Annotated in this window: 20 protein-coding genes; 12 read left to right on the top strand and 8 right to left on the bottom strand. The window is 62.7% G+C overall.

Translation table 11 applies throughout. The features are described 5' to 3' along the window. Positions 1-29: 29 nt before the first annotated feature. Positions 30-521: a PH domain-containing protein gene (locus ON43_RS24700; protein ID WP_245568725.1), complete on the bottom strand. Its 492-nt coding sequence runs from the start codon at positions 519-521 to the stop codon at positions 30-32. 321 nt (positions 522-842) lie between these two features. On the opposite strand from ON43_RS24700, the gene ON43_RS24695 reads away from it, so the two are divergent. The 3 genes from ON43_RS24695 to ilvC all read left to right on the top strand — a co-directional run bounded on the left by ON43_RS24695 (position 843) and on the right by ilvC (position 4,458). Then, positions 843-2,798, top strand: a complete 1,956-nt coding sequence (locus tag ON43_RS24695) for an acetolactate synthase large subunit (protein ID WP_040811127.1) — start codon at positions 843-845, stop codon at positions 2,796-2,798. After that, on the top strand, positions 2,795-3,298 hold the full coding sequence (ilvN, locus tag ON43_RS24690) for an acetolactate synthase small subunit (RefSeq protein ID WP_040811126.1): 504 nt from the start codon (positions 2,795-2,797) through the stop codon (positions 3,296-3,298). The genes ON43_RS24695 and ilvN overlap by 4 nt, the downstream gene beginning before the upstream one ends. 158 nt (positions 3,299-3,456) lie before the next feature. Further along, positions 3,457-4,458 carry a ketol-acid reductoisomerase gene (gene ilvC / locus ON43_RS24685; protein ID WP_174416487.1) on the top strand — a complete coding sequence of 334 codons (1,002 nt, stop codon included), beginning with the start codon at positions 3,457-3,459 and terminating at the stop codon, positions 4,456-4,458. 102 nt (positions 4,459-4,560) lie between these two features. On the opposite strand, the gene ON43_RS24680 is transcribed toward ilvC, so the two are convergent. The 3 genes from ON43_RS24680 to ON43_RS24670 all read right to left on the bottom strand — a co-directional run bounded on the left by ON43_RS24680 (position 4,561) and on the right by ON43_RS24670 (position 6,682). Next, entirely contained in the window at positions 4,561-4,854 is a 294-nt protein-coding gene (locus ON43_RS24680) for a hypothetical protein (RefSeq protein ID WP_157514171.1), read from the bottom strand. 122 nt (positions 4,855-4,976) lie between these two features. Continuing rightward, positions 4,977-5,696, bottom strand: coding sequence for a hypothetical protein (locus tag ON43_RS42760; RefSeq protein ID WP_157514170.1), 720 nt, complete (start codon positions 5,694-5,696; stop codon positions 4,977-4,979). A gap of 215 nt (positions 5,697-5,911) precedes the next feature. After that, complete coding sequence (locus ON43_RS24670) at positions 5,912-6,682, bottom strand: SDR family NAD(P)-dependent oxidoreductase (protein ID WP_040811122.1); 771 nt, start codon at positions 6,680-6,682, stop codon at positions 5,912-5,914. A gap of 194 nt (positions 6,683-6,876) precedes the next feature. Here ON43_RS24670 and ON43_RS24665 point away from each other — a divergent pair, with 194 nt between their 5' ends. The 4 genes from ON43_RS24665 to ON43_RS24650 all read left to right on the top strand — a co-directional run bounded on the left by ON43_RS24665 (position 6,877) and on the right by ON43_RS24650 (position 13,008). Beyond that, on the top strand, positions 6,877-7,434 hold the full coding sequence (locus ON43_RS24665; protein WP_218003352.1) for a TetR/AcrR family transcriptional regulator: 558 nt from the start codon (positions 6,877-6,879) through the stop codon (positions 7,432-7,434). Between the two features lie 72 nt (positions 7,435-7,506). After that, entirely contained in the window at positions 7,507-9,081 is a 1,575-nt protein-coding gene (locus ON43_RS24660; protein ID WP_245568724.1) for an ATP-binding protein, read from the top strand. Then, positions 9,074-10,051: a PD-(D/E)XK motif protein gene (locus tag ON43_RS24655; RefSeq protein ID WP_051179120.1), complete on the top strand. Its 978-nt coding sequence runs from the start codon at positions 9,074-9,076 to the stop codon at positions 10,049-10,051. Before ON43_RS24660 ends, ON43_RS24655 begins: the two co-directional genes overlap by 8 nt. Positions 10,052-10,068: 17 nt before the next feature. Continuing rightward, on the top strand, positions 10,069-13,008 hold the full coding sequence (locus ON43_RS24650) for a Z1 domain-containing protein (protein WP_040811118.1): 2,940 nt from the start codon (positions 10,069-10,071) through the stop codon (positions 13,006-13,008). A gap of 20 nt (positions 13,009-13,028) precedes the next feature. Here the strand turns inward: ON43_RS24650 and ON43_RS24645 are convergent, their stop codons facing one another. Further along, a complete protein-coding gene (locus tag ON43_RS24645; RefSeq protein WP_040811117.1) occupies positions 13,029-14,195 on the bottom strand; it encodes a DNA cytosine methyltransferase in 1,167 nt (388 codons plus the stop codon). Between the two features lie 314 nt (positions 14,196-14,509). Between ON43_RS24645 and ON43_RS24640 the strand changes: the two genes are divergently transcribed. Further along, positions 14,510-15,706, top strand: a complete 1,197-nt coding sequence (locus ON43_RS24640; RefSeq protein ID WP_063712614.1) for a DNA cytosine methyltransferase — start codon at positions 14,510-14,512, stop codon at positions 15,704-15,706. An 83-nt stretch (positions 15,707-15,789) separates the two neighbouring features. On the opposite strand, the gene ON43_RS24635 is transcribed toward ON43_RS24640, so the two are convergent. Beyond that, entirely contained in the window at positions 15,790-16,605 is an 816-nt protein-coding gene (locus ON43_RS24635; RefSeq protein WP_051179117.1) for a DUF6551 family protein, read from the bottom strand. A gap of 119 nt (positions 16,606-16,724) precedes the next feature. After that, on the bottom strand, positions 16,725-16,922 hold the full coding sequence (locus ON43_RS45025) for a hypothetical protein (RefSeq protein WP_157514169.1): 198 nt from the start codon (positions 16,920-16,922) through the stop codon (positions 16,725-16,727). A gap of 867 nt (positions 16,923-17,789) precedes the next feature. Between ON43_RS45025 and ON43_RS43905 the strand changes: the two genes are divergently transcribed. After that, a complete protein-coding gene (locus ON43_RS43905; protein ID WP_157514168.1) occupies positions 17,790-19,433 on the top strand; it encodes an AAA family ATPase in 1,644 nt (547 codons plus the stop codon). Positions 19,434-20,011: 578 nt separating this feature from the next. After that, entirely contained in the window at positions 20,012-20,884 is an 873-nt protein-coding gene (locus tag ON43_RS24625) for an alpha/beta fold hydrolase (protein ID WP_040811115.1), read from the top strand. 79 nt (positions 20,885-20,963) lie between these two features. Here the strand turns inward: ON43_RS24625 and ON43_RS24620 are convergent, their stop codons facing one another. Then, positions 20,964-21,788, bottom strand: a complete 825-nt coding sequence (locus ON43_RS24620) for a DUF559 domain-containing protein (protein WP_040811114.1) — start codon at positions 21,786-21,788, stop codon at positions 20,964-20,966. A 413-nt stretch (positions 21,789-22,201) separates the two neighbouring features. Between ON43_RS24620 and ON43_RS24615 the strand changes: the two genes are divergently transcribed. Together ON43_RS24615 and ON43_RS24610 are read left to right on the top strand one after the other, a co-directional pair. Then, complete coding sequence (locus ON43_RS24615) at positions 22,202-24,268, top strand: neutral/alkaline ceramidase (protein WP_040811113.1); 2,067 nt, start codon at positions 22,202-22,204, stop codon at positions 24,266-24,268. 5 nt (positions 24,269-24,273) lie between these two features. Next, positions 24,274-24,771 carry a GNAT family N-acetyltransferase gene (locus ON43_RS24610; protein ID WP_051179115.1) on the top strand — a complete coding sequence of 166 codons (498 nt, stop codon included), beginning with the start codon at positions 24,274-24,276 and terminating at the stop codon, positions 24,769-24,771. The last annotated feature ends 3 nt before the right edge of the window (positions 24,772-24,774 follow it).

Genomic DNA, 24,774 nt, shown 5'->3' with positions numbered 1-24,774 from the left:
CCTCGAAACGTTTCCAGCGGGGCTCAACGTTACTCCGGCGCGGACTCGCCCTTGTCGGCGTCCTGGTCGGTGGCCGCTTCGGTTTCGGTGTCCGGTTCGGTCTCCGGCTCGGCGAAGGGATCCGGGATGCGTCCGTTCGAGGCGGCGATCAGAGCCGGGAGCTGTCCGTATCCCACTGCGGGCAAGGTCACATCCGAGTCGTCGGACAGGTGCAGCTTCAGATAACCGCGCTTGGGGATGACCAGCCCCTTGATGTCGGCCCAGTCGATGTGGCGCGAGCCGAACAGGGTGCGGGTGTCGATCCCATTGTCCGAGACGCGAGTCCGGGTGCGCTCCACCCAGATCGCGACGACCAGCGGAATCGCGAACAGGATCCACAGCACCTGCGGCCAGCCGAAGAACGGGAAGGCCACGCAGAAGAGCAGCAGAAACACCCCGAGGTGAGCGAGGCGGGGAATGCGGATCACGTGACCCGCGTCCGATTCGGACTCCGGCGTATGGGACGATGGCGCAGGTGGCACGGACTGATGCTGTGAGGACACACCCACATCCTTGCATCATGGTGAACGGACCCGAATAACCGCACTGTCTCACATAATGAGACCCAATAGGTCAGCTGTTTGACTGAACGACCAACGCGCAATTACCGTCGAGCGCGTGAATCGAACCGAGCTTCTCGTAATCGGCCGGCGCGTCCAGCGCTGAGCCGACGACTGTAGGTCATTTACGTCAGCTCGCAGCTGCGACGCGCCACCCTCGAACAGCCACCTGGCTGTCGGGGGCTTTTTTGTGTTCAGGCAAGTCCATGAACTGGAACGACAAGCAGTAAAGGAACCAAGACGGTGAGCGCACCTACCGCAAGGCCCGGGCCCTCGGCCCGTAAGCCGGCGCCCTCGGCCCAGCCCGCCGCGGCTCCGGCCGCGACCCCGAACCGCCGCCAGGTCCCGCCCGAGCGGGTCACCGGCGCGCAGTCCGTCGTTCGCTCCCTCGAGGAGCTCGGCGTCGACACGGTTTTCGGTATTCCGGGCGGTGCGATTCTTCCCGTCTACGACCCGCTGTTCGACTCGACCAAGGTTCGCCACGTGCTGGTGCGTCACGAGCAGGGCGCGGGTCACGCCGCGACCGGCTACGCCCAGGCAACCGGCAAGGTCGGTGTCTGCATGGCCACTTCGGGCCCCGGCGCCACCAACCTGGTCACCCCGATCGCGGACGCGCAGATGGACTCCGTGCCGCTGGTGGCCATCACCGGTCAGGTCGGCCGCTCGCTGATCGGTACTGACGCCTTCCAGGAAGCTGACATCTCGGGCATCACCATGGCGTGCACCAAGCACAACTTCCTGGTGACCGACCCGATCGACATCCCGCGCATGATCGCCGAGGCGTTCCACCTGGCCGCCACCGGCCGCCCGGGCGCGGTCCTGGTCGACATCCCGAAGGATGTGCTGCAGGCGCAGACCACCTTCTCCTGGCCGCCGGAGATGAAGCTGCCCGGCTACCGTCCGGTTACCAAGCCGCACGGTAAGCAGGTGCGCGAGGCCGCCCGGATGATCATGGAAGCCAAGCAGCCCGTGCTCTACGTCGGCGGCGGTGTCATCAAGGCCGACGCCAACGAGGAGCTGCTCGAGCTCGCCGAGCTGACCGGCATCCCGGTGGTCACCACCCTGATGGCGCGCGGCGCGTTCCCGGACTCGCACACCCTCAACATGGGTATGCCCGGTATGCACGGCACCGTGGGAGCCGTTGCGGCACTGCAGCGTTCGGATCTGCTGATCACCCTGGGCGCGCGTTTCGACGACCGCGTCACCGGTCAGCTGGACTCGTTCGCGGTGGGCGCCAAGGTGATCCACGCCGACATCGACCCGGCCGAGATCGGCAAGAACCGCCACGCGGACGTGCCGATCGTGGGCGACTGCCGCGAGGTCATCACCGAGCTCATCGAGACCCTGAAGGCCGACCCGGCCGGTTCGGGCAAGGCCCCGCTGCTGGATCTCACCGACTGGTGGACCTACCTGAGCGGTGTCCGCGACAGCTACCCGCTGGGCTGGAAGACCCCGTCCGACGGTTCGCTCTCGCCCGAGTTCGTGATCGAGAAGCTGGGACAGATGGCCGGTCCCGACGCCATCTACTGTGCCGGCGTCGGCCAGCACCAGATGTGGGCCGCGCAGTTCGTCAAGTACGAGAAGCCGCGCACCTGGCTGAATTCCGGTGGCCTGGGCACCATGGGCTACGCCGTGCCCGCCGCCATGGGCGCCAAGATGGGCATGCCGGACCGCGAGGTCTGGGCCATCGACGGTGACGGCTGCTTCCAGATGACCAACCAGGAGCTGGCCACCTGTGCCGTCGAGGGCGTGCCGATCAAGGTCGCGCTGATCAACAACGGCAACCTGGGCATGGTCCGCCAGTGGCAGACCCTGTTCTACGAGCAGCGCTACTCCAACACCGACCTGGGCACCCACACCCTGCGCATCCCGGACTTCGTGAAGCTCGCGGAAGCCCTGGGCTGCCATGGCATTCGCGTGGAGAAGGAAGAGGACGTGGAGGCCGCGATCCGCGAGGCGCAGTCGATCAACGACCGTCCCGTGGTGATCGACTTCATCGTCGGCAAGGACGCGCAGGTGTGGCCGATGGTCGCCGCCGGCACCTCCAACGACGAGATCATGGCCGCGCGCGGCATCCGCCCGCTGTTCGACGACGACGAGTCGATCTCCGAGCCGGCCGTCATCCACGAGGCCATGTCGCACGAGCAGGCTTCTCTGGCGGCTCACGAGCGCGCCTCCCAGAAGGGGACCCAGGAATGACCACCACCCACACCCTCTCCGTGCTGGTGGAGGACAAGCCGGGCGTGCTGGCGCGCGTGGCGTCGCTGTTCTCCCGTCGCGGCTTCAATATCCAGTCGCTGGCGGTCGGCGGCACCGAGATCCCCGAGATCTCGCGTATGACCATCGTCGTGACCGTGGAGGACCTGCCGCTCGAGCAGGTCACCAAGCAGCTGAACAAGCTGGTGAACGTCATCAAGATCGTCGAGCAGGACACGGAGAGCTCCGTCGCCCGCGAGCTGATCCTGGTGAAGGTGCGCGCCGACGCCAGCGTGCGTACCCAGGTGATCGAGGCCGTGAACCTGTTCCGCGCCAAGGTGATCGACGTGTCGCCCGACGCGCTGACCATCGAGGCCACCGGCACCCGCTCCAAGCTCGACGCGCTGCTGCGCATGATGGAGCCGTACGGGATCCGTGAGATCGTGCAGTCCGGAGTTGTCGCCGTGGGCCGTGGACCCAAGTCCATCACCGCGACTCGTTAGTTGTACGGCTGCCGCGACTCACCGGTAACCCGGCGTCGCGGCGGCCACCCGCCCGTCATACGGGCATGCTGTGCCCGTCATCCCGGCGAGCTTTTGGCCGGGATCCACAAATTGCTTAATCCAGAATCCAAGAAGGAGCACCCAAAGTGGCAGTCGAGATGTTCTATGACGACGACGCTGACCTGTCGATCATCCAGGGCAAGAAGGTCGCCGTCATCGGCTACGGCTCGCAGGGCCACGCCCACTCGCTGAGCCTGCGCGACTCCGGCGTCGACGTGCGCATCGGCCTCAAGGAGGGCTCGAAGTCCCGCGCCAAGGCCGAAGAGGCCGGCCTGACCGTCGGCACTCCGGCCGAGGTCGCCGAGTGGGCCGACGTGATCATGGTCCTCGCGCCCGACACCGCGCAAGCGTCGATCTTCACCAACGACATCGAGCCGCACCTGAAGGACGGCGACGCGCTGTTCTTCGGCCACGGCCTGAACATCCACTTCGGTCTGATCAAGGCTCCGGCCAACGTCACCGTCGGCATGGTCGCCCCGAAGGGCCCCGGCCACCTGGTGCGTCGTCAGTTCGTCGACGGCAAGGGCGTTCCAGCCCTGATCGCCATCGACCAGGACCCGACCGGCAACGGCCAGGCGCTGGCCCTGTCCTACGCCAAGGGCATCGGCGGCACCCGCGCGGGCGTCATCAAGACCACCTTCAAGGAAGAGACCGAGACCGACCTCTTCGGTGAGCAGGCCGTGCTCTGCGGCGGCACCGAGGAACTGGTCAAGACCGGTTTCGAGGTCATGGTCGAGGCCGGTTACGCGCCGGAGATGGCCTACTTCGAGGTGCTGCACGAGCTCAAGCTGATCGTCGACCTGATGTACGAGGGCGGCATCGCGCGCATGAACTACTCGGTGTCCGACACCGCCGAGTTCGGTGGCTACCTGTCGGGCCCGCGCGTCATCGACGCCGGCACCAAGGAGCGCATGAAGGCGATCCTGACCGACATCCAGGACGGCACCTTCGTCAAGCGCCTGGTCGCCAACGTCGAGGGCGGCAACAAGGAGCTCGAGGGTCTGCGCAAGGCCAACGCCGAGCACCCGATCGAGGTCACCGGCGCCAAGCTGCGCGGCCTGATGAGCTGGGTCGACCGGCCGATCACCGAAACCGCCTAAGGTTTCCGGCTTTTCGATAGCACGAAGGCCCGTCGGGGATTCCCCGGCGGGCCTTCGCTATTCGCGCGTGAAGGGGGTGTGTACGCGCGAAGTATTCGGTTGTTACCAGCTTCCGGTGTGCGGCAGCCCGTTTCGCCAGCAGTCGTCGTTGTTGTTCCACCAGCCCGGGAAGCCGCGGTTCCAGTCATTGCGATCGGGCCCGTGCCGCCAATCGTCGTGATCCCGATCCCACCACGGGTTGTTGTTGTGGTTGTGCGGCCAGGCCACATCGGCCGGCGCGTTGTCCAGCGGAACCTCCGCGGAGGCCGGAATCGTCACCGCGGCAAGGGGAATCAAAGCGATAGCACCGGCCACGGCCACCCGGCCGCCGATCCGGCGAAGAGATATCGACGTCATGCTCAGCAACTGTGCCCGAGCACCCTCCGGCTGAGGAACGGTTTTCCTGTGAATTCAGGGCCGAATGGTTCTTTTGTATGACCCTCGACCCTGAGCAACCCTGAAACCTCTTGGCGCCGAGATCAGATCAGTGCGCCGGTTCCCGCGCCGAGGACGGTTCCGGCGGCCAGGCCGACCACGCCGCCGATCGCGCATCCGGGCGGTCCGGTCATCGCGAAGACGAGCGGAGCGATCGGGCCGAACGGAAGCGTCGCGATGGCCGCGCCCGCGATGCAACCGATGACGGCGCCGCCCGCGGCTCCGGCCAAGGCGCCCGCGGCGATATGGTCGGCGCGGCTGGGCGGGACGCCGATGGAGCGGGTGAATTGCGAGATCTGGGCTTCGGGACCCGCCAGCACGGCGTTGATCTGGGCGACCTGCTCATCGCTGAGGAAGTCCGGGGCGATGGTGGTGAGGTCACCGGCGCGTAGTTCACGCGGGTTCGTGGGGACGATCACGCCGATGTCCGGCGTCGGCTCCGGTGCGTGCAGTTCGCCCGGCTGGATCGGCGCGGCGGGGTAGTCGCGCTTCGTGTCCGGCCGGGTCGGGGCGTAATCGCTTTGCGGCGCAACGCCTTGCGCGTCGTCCTGCGGCGTGACGTGCTGAGCCGGCGGCGGGGTCACGGTGACGCCCGGCTGGGCGCCACCGGAATTGGGGGAGCCCGGATCCGGCTGCGTCACACCGGGTTGCGGCGCGGCCTGCGCGACGGCGCTGATGCCCAGCACCGCGGTCATCGGGATAGCGGAGACTGCGGCGCGCAGCAATACGCGCTGAGTTGCCGTCTGCCTACGGTGCTTCGCCATGGACCCCCCTTGCGGTCTAGCCTCGGTCGCCCCGGCTTGCCGATGTGAGCGCGACCACGTGACAGTAGATCTGTCGCGGTAAATACCGTCAAACCCTATGGCATGCACTATGCCAAAGATCACAAAACGGACGAAACCCATTGCGAGGCAACGGCCCCGCTCAACTCTCCCGCGGGGCCGTTCGCAATGCGGCTGTCAGCTTCGCAATGCGGCTGTCAGTAATGCGTGCCGCCGTCGATCCGAATCTCGGTACCGGTAATGAACGCACCATCATCCGACGCGAGCATCGCCACAACGCCCGCAACGGTATCCGGCGAGGCAAACCCCTGCCCGATCCCCGGAGCCAACTTCATGAACAGGCTCAGATCGGCGTCAGCAGGCAGCCCCGGCCCCTTCCCATCGGTCATATCACTAGAAATCGACCCGGGCGCAACAGCAACCACGCGCAGCCCCTGCTTCGAGTACTCCGCGGCCAGTGCATGAGTCATCGACATGATCCCGCCCTTGGACGCGGCGTACGCGGACATGTACGGATGCGCAAAGAACGCCGAAGTGGACGTGAAGTTCACGATCACACCCTTGTCGGATTCCAGCAGCCGCGGGAGCGCTTCCTTGATCATCAGGAACGTGCCGGTCAGATTCACGGTGATGATCCTGTTGAAGTCCGCCAACGGCATCTCATGCGTATGCGCCGACCGCAGAATCCCCGCCGCATTGATCAACGCATCGATCCCGCCGAGGTTCTCGACAGCAGCCGCGACCCCCACCTTCACCGACTCCTCTTCGGCGATATCGATCGCCAGCGTCGTGAGCCGATCCGCATTCCCGTTCTCGGCGGCCTGCTTGGCAGTCTCCGCCAACCCGGCCTCATTCACATCCGCCCCCACGACCCGACCCCCCTCAGCCAAGATCCGATGCACGGTAGCCCGCCCAATCCCCGACCCGGCCCCGGTAATCACTACTCGCCGACCATCAAAACGCTCCATTGCGATGCTCCTAACTAGGTACTTCAGCCTCTACATGACACGCTACGCCCATGTGGCACGTCATGCCACCATGGCATCCTGTGGACTAGGATCGGTACTCGACACCCAACCCCAAAGGAGGTGAAATGTCCGCCCAACCCGCTGCTCCATCCCCCCGCCCGTCCCTGGCGGAACGCCGCAAATCCGAAACCCGAATGGAAATAGCCCGAACCGCCGCCCGCCTCTTCGCCGAGCACGGCACCTCCGAGGTAACCGCCGACCAAATAGCCTCAGAATCCGGCGTAGCCCTCCGCACCTTCTACCGCTACGCCCGCACCAAAGAAGACGCCGTCGAGCCCATGCTCGCCGCCGGCGCCCAACGCTGGCTGGCCGAAATCGCCCAGGGCCCGAACCGCCTCCCCACCCCCGAAGAGTTCGAAGCTGCGGCAGTCCGCTCCCTGACTCTCGGCGACAGCCCCGAAGACCTCGAAATCACCTGCGGCCTCCTCCAGGCCATGGAAACCGACCCGACCCTCCGCGCCATCTGGCACCGAATCAACCTCGAAGCCGAACGCGACCTCCACCACCTGTTGACGAAACTTGCTGGCTCACAGTCGGATCCGTTTCAACTCCGACTGACCGCCGCGGCCGCCGCAGGCGCAATCCGTGTGGCACTGGAACTTTGGGCGAGCGCGAACGGTCAAGCCGAGGGGCGGGGGTCTCCGGCCGATCTCGTCGTTCGTTGTATGCGCGGACTGCACGTCGCCGAATAGCAGTCAAGCGCGGTCGGTGGGGGCGGTAACACAATCTGGACCCGATTGGATTGTTCACACGTGTCTCGCTGAATGCGAGACCTGTCGCAGCTAATACGTAGCATCGGGGTGGTTATGGCAGATGAGTGGAAGTTCGACGTCCCGACCACGGGTACCAAGTACCTGCCGCCCGATTCCAGATACATGGAGGCGCTGAGTAGTCAGGGCTACGGCTTCGAGGCCGCGATCGCCGATCTGGTCGACAACTCGATCGACGCCGGCGCCAAGGATGTCATCATCCACTTTCTGCGTTCCGGAGACCGTTTGGTGAGCCTGCTCGTCGTCGACGACGGCTGCGGTATGACGGAAGCAGAGCTCGATGTCGCCATGACGGTCGGCGGCCGCCGCAATTACAGCAGTAACGCCCTGGGCATGTTCGGTACCGGTCTCAAGTCCGCGTCCCTGAGCCACGCGGCGGCCGTCACCGTGGTCAGCCGCACTCGCACCTCACGTCCGGCGGGGCGCCGATGGGCAATGGAGCACGCGCTCAACGGGTTTCAGTGCGACATCGTCGAGCCGATGTACGCCCAGTCGCTGATCGACAGGTATGCCGACAAGCCGATCACCTGGCAAGGCACGGTGATTCGATGGGATGGAGTCAAGAACTTCCCGCAGAACGGTTCCGGCGGTCAGACGGATCGCTATCTGCAGCGCACGATCAACAAACTGGGCATGCATCTCGGCCTGCAGCTCCACCGATTCCTGGAGCGCGACGATTTCAACATCACCGTGGCGGTCGAGGACATCGATACCGGCACGATCTACATGGATTTCAGTGTCCTGCCGCTCAATCCGTTCGGCTATCCGGTGTCCGGTCGCCCTGGCTATCCGCGCACCTTCACGGTACGGACCGTCGATGCCTCGCCGGTGAAGTTCACCGCTCACATTTGGCCGCCGAAGTCCTCGCTGGACCAGTACCGGGCAATCGGCTCGCTGATGAATCGACAGGGCTTCTACTTCTACCGCCACGATCGCCTCGTACAGGCCGGCGGCTGGAACAACTTTCGACAGCCCGAACAGCACCTGTCACCGGCGCGCATCGCCGTCGATATCCCGGACGGTCTCGAGAATCTGATTCGTCTGACGGTCAAGAAGGACGGCGTCGATGTCGCACCGCAGCTGATCTCGGACCTCGACGGCGCGGCAGACGAACAGGGCATGCGATTCGGTCAGTACATCGCGGACGCGGAGGCCACGTATCGGGAATCGAGGAAGCGCGCCGGCACGACCCGGAAGCCGGTGATTCCGCCGGGTCGGGGGGTCGACCCGGCGGTGCGCGAGACGATCGAGGACGAACTGCCGGTATTGCCCGGCGAGGAACCGATCGACATTCGTTGGAGTGCGCTCGAGGGCAACATCTTCTTCGATGTGGATCGAGATGGCCGAGCGATCTACCTGAACAAGCGGTTTCGCAACGCGGTGCTGGGCGGTCGACGCGGCGGCATGAACGACGCGCCGATGATCAAGTCCCTGCTGTATCTGTTGATGCACACGGCTTTCGAGGGTGAGCGGAGCGGCAGCCGCGAGAAGGACAACCTCCAACTGTGGCAGTCGATTCTCTACGTCGCGGCGACCGCCGAGGAGAAGCGGTTGAGCAACGATGGATGACCATCTATCGCAGGTTCTGTCATGGTCGGACGCGGATTACTACATGGCCAGGCGAGAGGCGGTAAGCATCCCGCTGTCACCGTCGGGTGTGCGGCCTGCTGTGGTTTACGAGGTCGATGACAACGGAGACGGCGTCGTTCTGTACGTCGAGCTGCTTCCTCGTGCCGCCGTGCCGCGGTCTCCGCTCCCTGCCGTGCATGTCGATCGGGTGTCCCACCACGGGATGACGATGGCGAGGATTCGGACGACGCGTCCCGAACTGATGCGGGACTTCCACGACTTGATCGCGGCGATCGCCGACCGCATCGTGCGGGACGGGCACACGCTGTCCGATGCCTTCGGCGAAACGATCCGCTCGTGGTCGGCGCTGCTGGATCGGGGGCGCGTGGCGAGTCTGCAGCGGAGACTCGGCCTGCACGGTGAACTCACGATATTGCGGTCGTTGGCCGAGTCGCATGGCTGGGATTCCGCACTTCGGGCCTGGCTGGGGCCCTTCGGTGAGGAACACGATTTCGTGGTGGGAAGCGTCGGAATCGAGGTGAAGACGACGGCGTCCGAGACCCGTCGCCACACCATCAACGGGATCGATCAGCTGACGCCCGCGGTCGGTCAAACGTTGTGGCTTGTCTCGATTCAGCTGACACGTGGAGGATCCGAAGGGCGGAGCCTACGGCAATCGATCGACGCGCTGACGAAATCCGCTGCGGCAGAAGGCGCGGCATTGGCGGCCCGATTCGAGAAAGCGCTCGCCGAAGCAATGAAGGAAGACGAAGGCGGGGAAGAGGATCAGTGGATTCTCCGTAACGAGCCTCTCCTGCTCACCGCGGATGGCTTGCCGCGGATCTCCCTCGACCAGCTCGAACCCGATGTCCGGACAAGGATTTCGTCTGTCCGATACGACATCGACCTCACCGGGCTGACGCCCACCGCCAACCCGCCCATCGACCCCGTTGCGCTGCAACTGCCCTGAGAAGTGAGGACTTTGCCATGGTGAGCTCCGATCCGGTGCGGCTCAAGCTACACAGTGAAGTACTGGCGACCATGTTCGGTAGTCGTCCGAAGAATCTCGAGAAGGCCTTTGCCTACCACGCCGATGACCTCCTAGGCGCGGAGCCTTTCGCGACAGAGAAGGACTTCCTGGAGGTGCTGAGGTCCTCATCCTCGACCGATCAGCTCGTCGTGCTGTGGCGAAAGCAGCTGACCGACTGGGACTTCAAGGCAACCGTCGATTGGTCCGAGGAGAAGCCCCGCACCGCTGAGCGACGTCGTGACGTGTACCGCCTGCTCGCGATTCGACCGGAGACAAGTCAGCTACTCGACTCGCTCATCCCCGTCTTCGACTCCGCCGGTCCCGTCGTGATCAGCGAGAAGTTCACGCCGTGGTACCTGCCGCCTCGGGAGACCGGTAGGTCCTTCTATTGGCCCGCATACCGGAGCCTGCTCGTTCGGAAGGGTTGGCCCGCACACGCGGTTGCCGGTCTCGACGACGCCACCGACCGGGTGGTGGAACGTTTGGCGAACCCCACGGCGGATGCCGCCTACCAGTCAAAGGGGCTGGTGGTCGGGTACGTGCAGTCCGGCAAGACCGCGAACTTCACCGGCGTGATCGCCAAGGCGGTGGACGCGGGTTACCGCCTGGTCATCGTCCTGGGCGGCACGCTGAACATGCTCCGGGAACAAACGCAGCGCCGCCTCGACATGGAACTCATCGGCCGCGAGAACATCCTCCGCGGCGCCAACGAGTTCGAATCCGACTATGCCGACGACCCGGACTGGGGCAAGGGCAAGTTCGTCTCCTTCGGCGAAATGCCCTCTCTGCAAGGCGCTTTCGACATCTTCCGAATGACCACCCGCGACGACGACTACAAGAGCCTGCTGCAGGGCATCATGGCGCTCGAGTTCGAGAAGCGGGAGCCGAACCTGCCGCTGTACAACCCGAAGAACCTGCATCGTTCGAACGCGCGACTCATGGTCGTGAAGAAGAACAAGACAGTGCTCGGCAAGCTGGTCAAGGACCTCAAGAAGATCAAGACGGATCTGCGCGAAATCCCGGTGCTGATCATCGACGACGAGTCCGACGAAGCCTCACTGAACACCACGAACATGGGCAAGCCCAACGCCGAGCGCACCGCGATCAACCTCAAGATCTCCGAGTTGCTGCGCATGCTGCCCCGTGCCCAGTACGTAGGTTACACAGCCACCCCGTTCGCAAACGTCTTCGTCGACCCGGCCGACGCCGAGGACATCTTCCCCAAAGACTTCCTGATCTCCCTGCCCCGCCCGGACGGCTACATGGGCGTCCGCGACTTCCATGACATCGACTCCGAAATCCCGCTCGAGGAACGGAATTTCGAGAATTCGAACGAGAAGGCACACGTCCGAGACCTCGCCGCAAATGAGGACGGCGACGACACCGACGACCTCCAACGTGCACTGGACATGTTCGTGCTCACCGCGGCGATGAAGATCTACCGCGAAGAGAACGACCCGCAGAGTCCTACCTACAAGCACCACACGATGCTCATCAACGAGTCCCGCCTGACCGAGGACCACCGCGAGCTGTCAGGCCGAATCACCAAGATGTGGTGGGACTCCGGCTACACCGGCCCGACCGGCCACGATCGCCTGCGCCTGCTCTACGACAGCGACATCGCCCCCGTCTCGGCTGTACGTTCCGAGGGTTACGCGGTTCCCGACTCCTTCGACGATCTCCAGCGCTACATCGGCGCCGCGTCCCAACGCATCGGCGGCGACGACCGCCCCATCCTCGTCATCAACAGTGACAAGGAACTCGAAACCGGCGCAGCAGATTTCGACAAGCGCCCCATCTGGAAAATCCTCATCGGCGGCCAAAAACTCTCCCGCGGCTTCACCGTCGAGGGTCTGACCGTCTCCTACTTCCGCCGCGCCACTGCGAATGCCTCCACGATGATGCAGATGGGCCGCTGGTTCGGCTTCCGCCGCGGCTACCGCGACCTGGTCCGGCTGTACATCGGCCGCCAGGAGACGATGGGCGCCAAAGACGTCGACCTGTACCAGGCTTTCGAGGCAATCTGCCTGGACGAAGAGAAGTTCCGCGAGGAACTCCAGCAGTACTCGGTGCTCGTCGACGGTGAACCCCAGGTGACGCCGGCCCAGGTGCCGCCTCTGGTCTCACAGCATCTCCCGTGGCTGAAGCCGACTAGCGCGAACAAGATGTACAACGCCAAACTCGTCGAAGTGCAGTCGCCAGGTCAGTGGGTCGAGCCGACTGCATACCCCAGCTCTCCAGCGGCCTTGCGTCACAACACATCACTCTGGCTGCCGATCCTCGAGTCGCTCAATCCCGAGCCGCTGACCTTGACGGCGGATCTCGGCAACAGAGGTACTTTCCCGATTCCGTTCCTGACCGGAACCGTGAGCGCCCCCGACTTCCTGACCTTGGCGGAATCCCTGAAGTGGGGAGCCCCGAGCCAATTCGAACCCCACCTCGAATACCTACGTAGAATCACCAAACATCAACCGCTGGTGGAAGATTGGCTGATCCTCGCGCCCCAACACGTCCGAGGAGAAAACCGCTTCAAACCCGACTCCGGCAGGCACGCCTACTCCTGGTTCGCCCGTGACCGCCGCCGCCAGGGCCTGTTCGGCGCCATCAGCGATCCGAAACACCGTGCCCCCGCCCTCCGCATCGCCGGTCCCCTCGGCCCCCGAGACAATGCTCTCATCCTCGACCTCGCCCGCCACAAACAGGGCGTCATCGTCCTCTACCCGCTCGTCGAGAAAGACCACCGCGACGAGGTCGCAACTGGCACAATCGATCCCGCTCATCTGACGATGGCCTTCTGCTTCGTCGCTCCCTACACGGCCATGATCGGCAGTGATCGAGTCATCCGATTCACCACCATCGACTCCTCGAAGGACACCCCAATCATCGACGCAAACTAGCTAACGGACCGGACGGCCGCTCAACTAGCGAGACGGCCGCCCGCCCGGCTCGCTTCCAACACCTTGATGATCGACCCCCCGACCGCTCTGGCCACAGGCGGCGGGAAAGCATTGCCCACCTGCCGATATTGCGCCGTCTTGCCGCCGGCGAACTGCCACTCCGGGGGAAACCCTTGAATAATGGCGGCCTGCTGGACCGTCAGCATGGGTCCGTCGGGCCGGAATAGATCGCGCTCTTCGGTGCGCTTCGCCGCACAGGTCTCGATGTCGTTCGCCAGCCCCATCGGATCGACCCCGAGTTGTCTCCATGCCGCCTTGGCTCTGCTGGGGCCTAGGTCCGCCCCGCCATGCTTCTTCGAACCACCAACGAGAGTCGGTGCGACACCACCGCGTTCGTTCGCCTTGCGTTGCCATCTGATGAAGGCAGCGCGGGCCTGGTCCGAGCGGGATCCATCGAAGTAGCGGCTGAACCGCTCGTACATCGATTCTTCTAGACTCTCGGCGACGCTGACTGGTCTCTGGTGGGTCGCTGTTGGCGACACGTACGGCACCTGCTCGATGACATCGTTGCGGAAGGCCACGAGGATAGTCCGCGGACGGAGCTGCGGAACGCCGAAGTCGCTCGCCTCGAGGATGCTCCAACTGCACACGGTATAGCCGAGACCGGCCTCGTCGATGATCTGCCTGTCGTCATCGAAGTAGGTGTCGCCTTCGAGTCTGGCTCTGATCCACCGGCGATAGCCGTTGAACTTCGGATCCATGATCCCGCGCACGTTCTCGATCATCACGGCACGCGGTCTCAAGATCTCGACCAGTTCGAGCATACGAGGGAAGAGGTCCCGCTCGTCGTCCTTCCCCAGCTGTTTGCCCGCATGTGAGAACGGCGGACAAGGCACGCCGCCGGCCAGCAGGTCCAGTTGCCCCGGAGCCAGGAGACCAGCGGCTTTGATCAGGTCGTGGTATGGATCGAACTGCTTGACATCGCGGGCGATGATGTCGCAGTACTTTCTCTCCCAGGCCCATAGCTTGTGGTCCTCGATATTGAGTCGAAGGGTCTCGACCGCATGCTGGTCGATCTCGACCAATGCGAGATGGTTGAAGCCCGCCTGATGCAGGCCGACCGCTTGCCCGCCGGCACCTGCGCAGATTTCGATCGAGGTGAACGAGGGCGCGCTGAGCTCTGTCACTCGGGTGCCTTCCTGAAGGTCATGTCGGGATGAGTCGGGTATACCGGACTCTAGTAGGGGTGACCGACAGGTTTCGAAATCGTATGTAGGGCAGGTCGGCACGAGAGGACCGCAGGTTTCCTGTGAAGGAGGTTCTCAGCTCCACTTCGGGTCGACCGTACGGAGCTCGGGTCCTTGCCTATCTGCCTTCAGCGATGCGGTAGGCAACGTGTTGTGTTGTTAGCCACGCGCGGCTCACGGCGACGCGCCTGCGCGGCCAGCATTCCCGAGGTTCAGGATCGGGCAACCTACGGGCGTGATTAGGATCTGATCACATGGCCGACGAAGCGACGGAAGAGTGCTTGTTCTACAACGCTGAACCGTCGCCGTCTGTCGAGATGATCGACTTGTTCGCTGGCCCAGGCGGTCTGGACGTCGCGGCCAGTTGGTTAGGGATCACGACGGTCGGTATCGAATCCGACCGAGACGCCTGTTTGACTCGCCTCGAGGCGAAGCTCGGCACGCGACAGGCTGACGTCCGGACTCTCGAGATGCTGGATCTCTTCCCGAACGCGAAGATCCTCACAGGTGGGCCTCCGTGTCAGACCTTTTCAGTGGCGGGTTCTGGAGCTGGGCGAAGAGCGTTGGATCAAGTTGTTTCCTTCATGTCACGGATGGCCGCTGGCGAGGACATCGAAGCGGAACTTGAGTCGCTCGATGACGTTCGAACGGGGCTTGTACTACAGCCATTGCGGTGGGCGCTGGCGGCGATCGACAAGGGGCGCCCGTTCGAGACGATTGTTCTGGAACAGGTGCCGACCGTCTTACCGGTGTGGGAAGCGATGGCGGCCGAGCTGCGCAAGCTGCGCTATGAGGTTCGTGTTCGGATCGTGCATACCGAGGAATTCGGTGTTCCGCAGACCCGACGTCGGGCGATTCTGATTGCGTGTCGCGACCGCGCGGCACACTTTCCTAAACCGACGCACCGGCGATACAAAAAGGGTGTTCCTCGCGAAGACGGTGATCCGGATTTTTTGCCGTGGACGACGATGAGTGAGGCGCTGCCGAACCGGCCCTACGAATTCCACGTGGTGTCGAACTACGGGACTGGGGGTGACCCGAAGTTGCGTGGTCAGCGCGGATCGAACGAGCCCTCTGCAACGGTAACCGGCAAGGTTCGTCGCAATCGAATTGTCTCGAGCGGCAAGGACCAAGATCGGCTGAAACCGGAGGAGGCAGGGCGGTTGCAGACCTTCCCACTGGACTACCCATGGTCCGGTCTCGATCAATATCAGCAGGTTGGCAACGCCGTTCCACCGCGCGTCGCCGCGCACATCCTTGCTGCCGCGATATTCGGGGAGAAGCCCGAAGAGGCCTCGCTCGACGCCGTGGTCAGTGGAACGTGGGCGGCGGTACTGGCTGGGGAGCTTGAGCTGAAGCGTGAACCGCTCCCGTACCCCGACGAGGTCGCGGGACTGCTCGACCAGTACGGGCGTCCGTACACCATCGATCTGGATGCAGCGACGGCATAGTAGACCCCTCGTTCCCGGGCCCAGGAACAGCCGAAGCCGGGCAGTTGCCACCAGCAGCGTCTGCCCAGCTCACGTTTGTCCAATTATGCCTTCTGTGGCCGGCCACTCAAGAGCATCTTCTCGCGGTCGAGGCCCAAGTTGTATTCCTGTACGACCTGCAGTGCCATTGGCGTCGACCGGGACGCTGAGCCACCACCGCTTGCCCTCGTGCGCACCGAGTTCTGCTTCCAGATCGTAGGGGAGCCTCCCCTTTTCAGTACCTTGATGAGCCGTGTGTCATCTACGAGTTCCCAGTTTCCAGGCCACCCCAGCACCATGGCCACCGCCCGCAGGACAATGTTGTCCCAGGTGCTGGCATCACGACCCCAGGCCGTGCTGACCACTCTCAACACTCGGCTAACCATTCCCGGCGTCTTGCCCATTGCCAGCAGCGCCTGGACCGCACCGACACGGTTCGTGCTCGGAGCTGCAGCTACCTGAAGGTCATCGCCGAGAGACTGCACTTCATCGTTGACGCGAATCGCGATGGGGTCACCCGCTGTGAGCGAGACCCGGAAGTTGTCGAATGGCCTGACCGGCTTGCGATGCTTGTTCGCGGCAAGGAAGAGCTTCGCCTCCTGCTGGATGGTCAGTCCTTCGTAAACCATCGTGTCGCGAAGGAAGTCTGGCCCCTCTCTGCGGATGCACGCCTGATTACTGTGCTGACCATCGATGATCACTAACTGGCCGTTGCTCCGCTTCGAAACCAGGGCCGGGAGAAGCATTTCCGCGTCCCAGTCCTCAGCGATCTTCGCAGTCCAGGTCTCGATCTCCTCGCGCTGCATGTAGAGACGCCCGGTGTCCATCGACGGGTCGACCGTGAGCTTTCCCACCTTGATTCGGTCAAAATGTTTGTCCATTTAGTTACTCCAATGGTTCGTTAGCGACGCCCCCAGGGCCGTCCCGATCATCCTATATGAATCTGGAGACGTATGCAAAATTCTATGCCATAGAAGTCTGCTTAGGTCGGTTGCATTGGCTAGGTCCAAGGACTTCGATTGTCGATGGGCTCGGCGAGGGCCACCTGCCTGACGCCCGAGGTCGCTGGCCACTTGGCAAGGCCGGTGCGGGGTAATCGGCGGCCGGGCGTGACGAGCTCGCGCGAAAACGTTGCCGCAGTGTGGATTTCGAGCATCTGCTCGAACTCGGCGATCTTCCGCTTCTGCTCACCGATCATTCTGGCCGACGCTGTCGAGATCCTCTCGACCTCACGCCGATCGACCGCGGCTTGCTGGATCCATTTCCGCAGTGAAGTCGATAGCGGCCTATCCTTGCCGATCGCCAATTGGTCAAATTCGGCGCTGTTGACACTTCACATCGAGGGGTTCGATATCGACGGTGATCTACCGCCTGCCCCTGAGCTGGATTTACCCCTCTCGCATTCGAGTCGGTTGTATCGGGGACCGTGTCATGCACCACTGGCATGTCTGGGTAAGGTGGACGCTAGATCTAGCGAACGTATGTTCGACATCTTGAGGTCTGTATGTCAGAACTCCTTTTCGAATCCTCGATTAGCGGATGATAGCCGCAGGGCGGGAATCGTGAATCGGTAGCTGAATCGGGCAAACGCGCTGATGTCACGAGAAGTTGGCACAAGATGTCGCACGTCGGCGGTGGCTACTTCTACCATGGGCTGGTAGGCAAGGCGACATGGCTGACATCGAATCGCCTCCCTATCGAGGTGTAATCGAACATTGCTGACCAACGACGGCCCGTGGGTATCGCGCTCGATCGAATACCTCAGGCCCGGCCGAGTTTGGTCAGTCGTGCGCGATAAGCAGCGCGTGGTTGTAGCATGGCTGCCTTGCAGTAGGTTCTTGTTGACTGGCTCGCTGCCTTCGGGAGAGCCCTCGGAGGTGTAGAGCCTATGGCGTTGGGAGTCAAAACGGTGTCGAACACTACGTCCGAAGAAGGGCATCGTGCGCTCGCTTCGATGTGGTCTGCGAAGAAGTTTGAGCCAGTTATTCGGCACATCAGGTTCCCTCACTTCCGGAACCTTGAGCCCGGGTTCCGAATCGATTTCCTGCACCCCATCACCGCTCTCGTGGGTGCAAATGGTACGAATAAGTCGTCAATACTGCGTGCATTGCAGGGGTGTCCTGAGGGGCAGAACGTTGGCCGCTTCTGGTTCGGTACGCCCCTCGATGCCATTCCTCCCAATGAGCGCCATCGATTCATCTATGGTCGCTGGTCGGAATCTGCTCAGGACGTAGTGGAGGTAGTTCAAATTCGGCGTGCGCGTCGAGACGCGACGTCCGGGGACGCCAGTCCGGACTACTTCGAATCGAATGAGCCGTTGGTGAGTGATGGGATGGCAAAGATGCCTCCGGCGCCGTCCCCTCTGCCATCTGATAGAACTCGAACTCGCTGGAAGGCAATTGAAAAGGAAGTAGTCTACTTCGACTTTAGGGCGGAGATATCTGCGTTTGATAAGTTCTTTTATCATAATGATTCCAGCATTCAAGGTCGGTCGCTGATCAGATACGAGGATCAACTCAAGGCGCGTAAGGAGATACTTGCAGATAGGTCGAGATATGTGAAGACGATTCTTGATCGCAATCTTGATTCGTATAAACTGGGCGGAAAGCAGTTGATTGTTCAGCCGCCGCGCAGTCTAAATCAAGCGGAGATCGACGCTGTAAGTAGAATTCTCGGCCGTGACTATTCTAAAATTGACTTCGTTAATCATAGGGTTTTCCGTGCTACGGGCGTAACCGCCAGAATGTCTACTGAACACTTTGGTTATACCGAAGCGTGGGCTGGTAGTGGTGAGTTTGCTGTAATAAGACTCGTGACATTTATTAGTGAATGTCTCGAGAATTCGCTTGTCCTTCTCGATGAGCCGGAGGTGTCACTGCATCCTGGCGCCCAGTATCGACTTATGGAGTTTCTTGTCGATAGTGCAAAGAAGAAGAGGCTGCAGATCGTTATTGCGACACATTCGCCAACGATCGTAAACACGCTCCCGCCCGATGCGATCAAGGTGCTCGATCGTCGTGTCGGTGACGGAAAAATTACGTTGAGATCGCAACGATCATATCCGCCAGAAGCGTTTTCGGCACTTGAGTATGATGTGCAGCGGAAAACTATCTTTGTGGAAGATCGCCTTGCGAAGGCCATCGTCCTTCATGCGCTTCGGCAGGATGGTGAACATCGACTCCGTTCGGTAGACGTCAAAGTGCAGCCAGGTGGACATAGCACCCTACGTGCAAAGTCTCTTCCTCAATGGGCGGCCGAAGATCGAGACGATGTGCTGATACTGCTCGATGGCGATCAGCGGAGAGACCTGCCGCCTCCGATTGAGTCTATTCCCGACTGTGATCTAAAGAAGTGGGCAGAGTATGTTATGCTCGCAAAGATTAATCACATACCGGCTAACACTGGTGGTCCTACAAGTGAATCCATTAGGGCCATCATTGAATTTGGCAGGAAGTATGTTAGATACCTTCCCGGGGACGTGCCTGACGCCTGGCTTGCCGGAGTTGTAGATTCAGACGCAAGCAATGTCGGAGACGGCAAGAACTGGTGGAATAAGCGTGCCAAAGAGCGTCTTGGTCGACTTGAATCTGAATCTGTAACCGGCGACGAGCAGTTTATCTACCAGGAGCAATCTATCGCAGAAATTCCGAAGAATAATCCAGACATTCTGGCTATTAGAGAAATTATTGAAGAGTTTCTGGATCGCTAACTCCTCCGTCGGGTAATACCTCGCTTTTTTATTCTTATCGGTGTTCGTGGTCCGCTCCAGTATCCTGCCGAGTGAGTCGTGAGTGGGGTGTTGGTCGCGGAGGGCCCGCCTTTCCGGCCTTTCCGAGTACGCAGCGGAGCGATACAGGAAATTCTTTGGATTGACTTCTCTTCGTGGCCTGAGTCGGCGGGGATTGCCGGGTGTGCTGTGGCGGGTTCGACAGGGATCCTTCGCAGATAGGGCGGGATGGCAGTTCGATTGCGTGGCATTTGATCCGGCGGACCTGAGGATTACCCAATGATCGGAATGCGGCGCATCCAACTCGAGGTTCTGATTAATTTCCTCCTCAGGGGAGGGCTGGTGCTGTCAGGCGAACTTCTGTCGCCGTTTTCCTGTGCTGCTGAGCGGACGATGTCGTTCACGGCGGGGCGGACACCGCGCGGAGATGGGACGGATCTAGATGGGGCGAGCTCGTGTTCGGGTTCAGATGTTCAGCCGGTACCACGAGAGTTGACGTCGGATTGGATGCGTCGGCCGGTATCGGAGTAAAAGGTGATCGGGAGGGGTTAGCGTGGGCTATGGCTGCGGATCAGGTTGTGCCCGTTATTGCGAATGTCCGGCGCAGTTACGTCGAGGCTCGCGGGGTTCGGTTCCATGTGACCGAAGCAGGGGAGGGGCGACCGGTTCTGCTTCTGCACGGGTGGCCGCAGCATCACTACGTCTATCGGGAACTGTTGGCGAATCCGCCTGAGGGGCTGCGGATTATTGCGCCGGATCTGCCGGGGTACGGGTGGTCGGGGGCGGCATCGCACCGGTGGGCGAAGGAGGATGTGGCTTCGGATCTGTTGGCGTTGATGGATGTGATGGGGCTTGGTGAGGATGTGTTGCTGGTTGGGCATGACTGGGGTGGGTTTATCGGGTATCGGATGATCTTGCGGGAGCCGGGGAGGTTCTCGGGGTATCTGGCGTTGAATATGGCGCATCCTTGGGTGCCGAAAGAGGTTGTGGGGCGGCATGTTTGGCGGATGTTGGCTTATCAGCCGTTGATGGCGAGTGTGGGGGTGCCGGTGTTGCGGCGGACTCCGTACCTGGAGTGGCTGTTCGCGAAGAGTAGTCGAATGGATCGGGAGACGGCTCTGGTGTATTCCGAGCGGTTTCGGGATCCGGTGGTGGCTCGGGCTGCTACCGATACGTATCGGACGTTCTTGTTGAGGGAGATTCCGGGGGCGGTGCGGAGGCCGGAGGTGCGGCGGGGGACGGTGCCGATCAGGGCGGTGTTTGGGGTGGAGGATCCGGCTATTCATTACTCGATGGCGGCGGCGGAGACGGCTCGGGCGGATGATTACACGGTGGAGTTGGTGGAGGGGTGTGGGCATTTCATTGTTGATGAGCGGCCGGAGTTGGTGCGGGCGAGACTTGTTGCGCTGGATGCTGAGACCAGGTTGGGGTGACTGGCTGTAGCTCGCACAAACGGCTGATTTGAGGGCGAATGCGGGCTATCGGGTGGGAAGTTGCGGGATCTAGCCAGTTTTAGCGCCGGCGGCGTCGGATCACCGCGGCGGCTTCGTCTGCACAACGGTCGAGGGATTGGTAGATGTCGCTGGCTGCGTAGCGCAGGAGCAGGTAGCCGCTGAGGAGGAGGGCGTTCTGGCGGCGTCGGTCTTGGCGGAATGTTTCTGAGTCGCTGTGGAATTCGCGGCCGTCGATCTCGATGATGGTGCGGGATCGTTCGTCGACGAAGTCGACGATGTAGGGGCCGATCGGGTGGTTGCAGAGCAGGTGGAGGCCTCGGCGGGCGAGGGCTCGGGCGAAGAGGCGTTCCGGTTCGGAGACTGCCCGGGTGGCTGCCTCGCGGAGTTGTTTGCGAATGGCGGTGGAGCCGTGCAGTCCGGAATCGCACAGGTCCAGGAGAGCTTGGCCGGATACTTGTTTGCCCACATGAAGGTCGATCAGGGTGTTGGCTTCCCGCTCGGGAAGGATCGTGGCGCAGTCGAATACGGTCAAGGCAGCACTCGTGACGGGGAGGTCGTAGCGTTCGTCGATCCATTCGGGGCGGAGTTGGCGGCGGTGGAGTTCCAGCCAGGGCGGGGTGGTGCGGGCGGCGTTTCGGGGGATGGTTGCTTCCACTTGGGCCGGCTCATCGGGGAGGAAGCCGTGCAGCCACGCGGCGGTGCGGTGGCTGAGGACGGCGCGGGGGTGCCAGGTGACGACCGCGCGGCATCGGTCGAGGGTGGTTGGGGCGCCCAGGCAAATGATGCCGGGGAGCGGTCGGGTGTAGACGCCGCGGCGGCAGCGGTCGGTGATGGTGCTGGGTGGGATTCCTTCCGCGAGGAGTTCGGTGCGTGTGCGGATCATCCGGCCAGGGTGTCATAGAGGTCGGATGCGGCGGCGTGGGCGAACTGCGGATATGACGAGGCTGTGGATGGTTGTGCGGCTGTGGAAAACGGTGTGGGCTGGGGCGTTCGAGAGCGGTCGAATGGGCTGAATTGGAGGTCCGTGACGTTTCGGGGGTGCAAACTCTTTGGCTGCGGCTCGTTGACACATTGGGTTGCTGGGGAATGGGGGAAATGCCGGTGAGCTGGGATTATCGGCGTGTGTGGCGGAGTTGCGGTGGGTGGGGGCGTTAGGGTGGCGGGCGCGGGATTGGGCGGGTGGGTAGAAATTGGTCAAGTGACCGACTAGGGTTCCGGAAAACCTGAAATGGAACGGGTTCACTCTTTGGCGGGTGCGGCTGGGTCGCATTGTCGCGGTGTGGAAGTGAGGGTGCGATGACACTGTCTCGGCGGGCTGTGCTGGTTGGGGCTGCGGTTTCCGGGGTGGGGGCCGGGGCCGTGGTTGCCGCGAGTGGGGTTGGGGCGCAACCCATTCGGCAGCGGGCTGCTGGGCAGGACTACCTCGTCGGGGTGGGGATCGCGGATATCACCGGGGCTCCGGCGGGGCAGGGGATGATGGGGTACTCGGAGGCTGATCAGGTCACCACGGGGTTGTTGTCGCGTTGCTATGCGCGCGCCTACATCGTGGTGGATCAGGCTACGGGCGATCGCGTCGCGTTCGTGAACACCGACAATGCTTGCCTGTTCCAGTCGGTACATCTGGTTGTGATGCAGCAGCTGCAGCAGCGGTTCGGGGGTTTGTACACCGAGCGAAACGTCAACATCAACGCCACGCACAACCACAACTCGTGTGGCGGCACCGCGCGGGAGTATGCGTATTCGCTTGCGGCCATGGGGTTTCAGCAGAATTCTTATGACGGCGAGGTGGGCGGGATCGTCAAGGCGATCGTCAATGCGCATGAGAACCTCGGGCCGGGGAGCATCAGGCTTGGGCATGGGGAGTTGCACGATGCCAGTGCGAACCGGTCGCGGGTGGCGTTCGAGGCGAATCCGGGGGAGGACAAGGCTGCGTTTCCGGATGCCATTGACCCGAAGGTCACGGTGTTGCGATTCAGTAAGGGGGGCAGGGATGTTGGGGCGATCACATGGTTCGCTACGCATGGCACCTCGCTGACCGATCGGAACACTCTCATCTCCGCGGACAACAAGGGGTACGCCAGCTACCGCTGGGAGCATGACGAGATGGGGGTGCGGCATCTGGATGGGCCGCCGTCGTTCGTGGCCGCGTTTCCGCAGACCAATCCCGGCGATATGACGCCGAATCTCTGGATTCGGCCGATGCATCCGTCGGGGCCGACCGAGGACAATCGGACGAACTGTGCGTTGATCGGTGAGCGCCAATATCAGGCGGGGCGAAAGGCTTTCGATGCCGCGACGCCGATGAGTAGTGCCGGGGTGGACTCGGTGGTGCACTACGTGAATCTGGCCGATACCGCTATCGATGGCGATTACACGCCGGATGGCAAGCCTGCTCGGACCTCGCCGGCCATGATGGGTGCGGCGGCCATGGCGACCAGTACCGAGGACAACTGGAACTCGCAGCTGTCGTTCCTGCAGGAAGGCGACTCCAATCCGATGGTGGCCGCGCTCGGCGGGTTGAACTCGCCGATCGAGGACTGGATGCGGGATGTGCAGGCGCCCAAGCTGATTCTGGCTCCGCTGGGGGTGTTGCCGCCGCGGCCGTGGGTGCCGCAGGTGGTGGCGCTGCAGTTGATGCGGATCGGGGATCTGGTGTTGGCGTCGGGGCCGTCGGAGTACACGGTGGTGTCGGGGCTGCGGATTCGGCGGATCGTGTCGCGGGCGCTCAATGTACCGATCGAGAATGTCCTGGTGCAGGGGTACTCCAATGGATACAACGGCTATGTGACCACGCCCGAGGAGTACGCGGTCCAGCAGTACGAGGGTGGCGAAACCCTTTACGGCCGTTGGACATTGTCGGCGCACATGCAGGAATTCGACCGGCTGGCAAAGGCTTTGGCGGCGCGGGTGGATCTCGGGCGTGGGCCCGCACCCTTGGACTGGAACTTCGGGCTGCAGCCGAACTTCCTGCCTGCCGTTCCCGCGGACGTGCCTCATGCCGGGCGTGCCTTCGGCGATGTGCTCACCCAGCCGGATGCGAACTACGCGGCGGGACAGACGGTTTCGGTGGAATTCGTGGGCGCCCACCCCAACAACGACTTCCGCCTCGACGGCACCTACTTCGAGATTCAGCAGTCCTCCGGCGGCGGCTGGCGGCGCGTCTACGACGACAACGACTGGTGCACCGAACTGCACTGGTCCCGCCCGGACGGCCAGCCGGCCGCCTCGACCATTCGCATCCAGTGGACGGTCCCGGACAATGCCTCGGGACGCTACCGCATCAGCTACACCGGTAACAGCCGCGACGCCGCCGGAACCGTCAATGAATTCACTGGAACATCGGCGGAATTCGTGATCGGCTGAGCGACATGTTCGTCAGATCTGCCGAGGCCGCCGACGAGAAGCTCCTCTGGGCGATGCTCTACGAGGCGTCCTACGCCCACGAGAACGGGATCGAATCCCCCGACCAGTTGGGCGACGTCCCCAAACTCGCGCATTACGTCGAAGGTTGGGGAGCTCCGGGTGATCTCGGTGTGGTCGGCGGATTCGACGGTGTCCCGCTGGGCGCCGCGTGGCTGCGGCTGTTCAGCCCGGAGGATCCGGCCTACGGCTACATCGACGCCGACACTCCGGAACTGGCAATCGGTGTCGCGCCCGAGAGTCGCGGCACCGGGCTCGGTACGGCCCTGATGACCGCCCTGCTCGACGCCGCTCGCGATAAGTACGACGCCGTCTGTTTGAGTGTGCGACAGGGGAATCCGGCGTATCGGCTCTACCGACGCCTCGGCTTCGTCGACATCGAGGACTCCGAGATGACCAATATCGCCGGAACCACCAGCATCACAATGGTTCTCCGATTCCGCTGAACC

The sequence above is a fragment of the Nocardia concava NBRC 100430 genome (assembly GCF_000308815.1).
Classification (GTDB): domain Bacteria; phylum Actinomycetota; class Actinomycetes; order Mycobacteriales; family Mycobacteriaceae; genus Nocardia; species Nocardia concava.
This window is presented reverse-complemented; position numbering and strand designations above follow the sequence as displayed.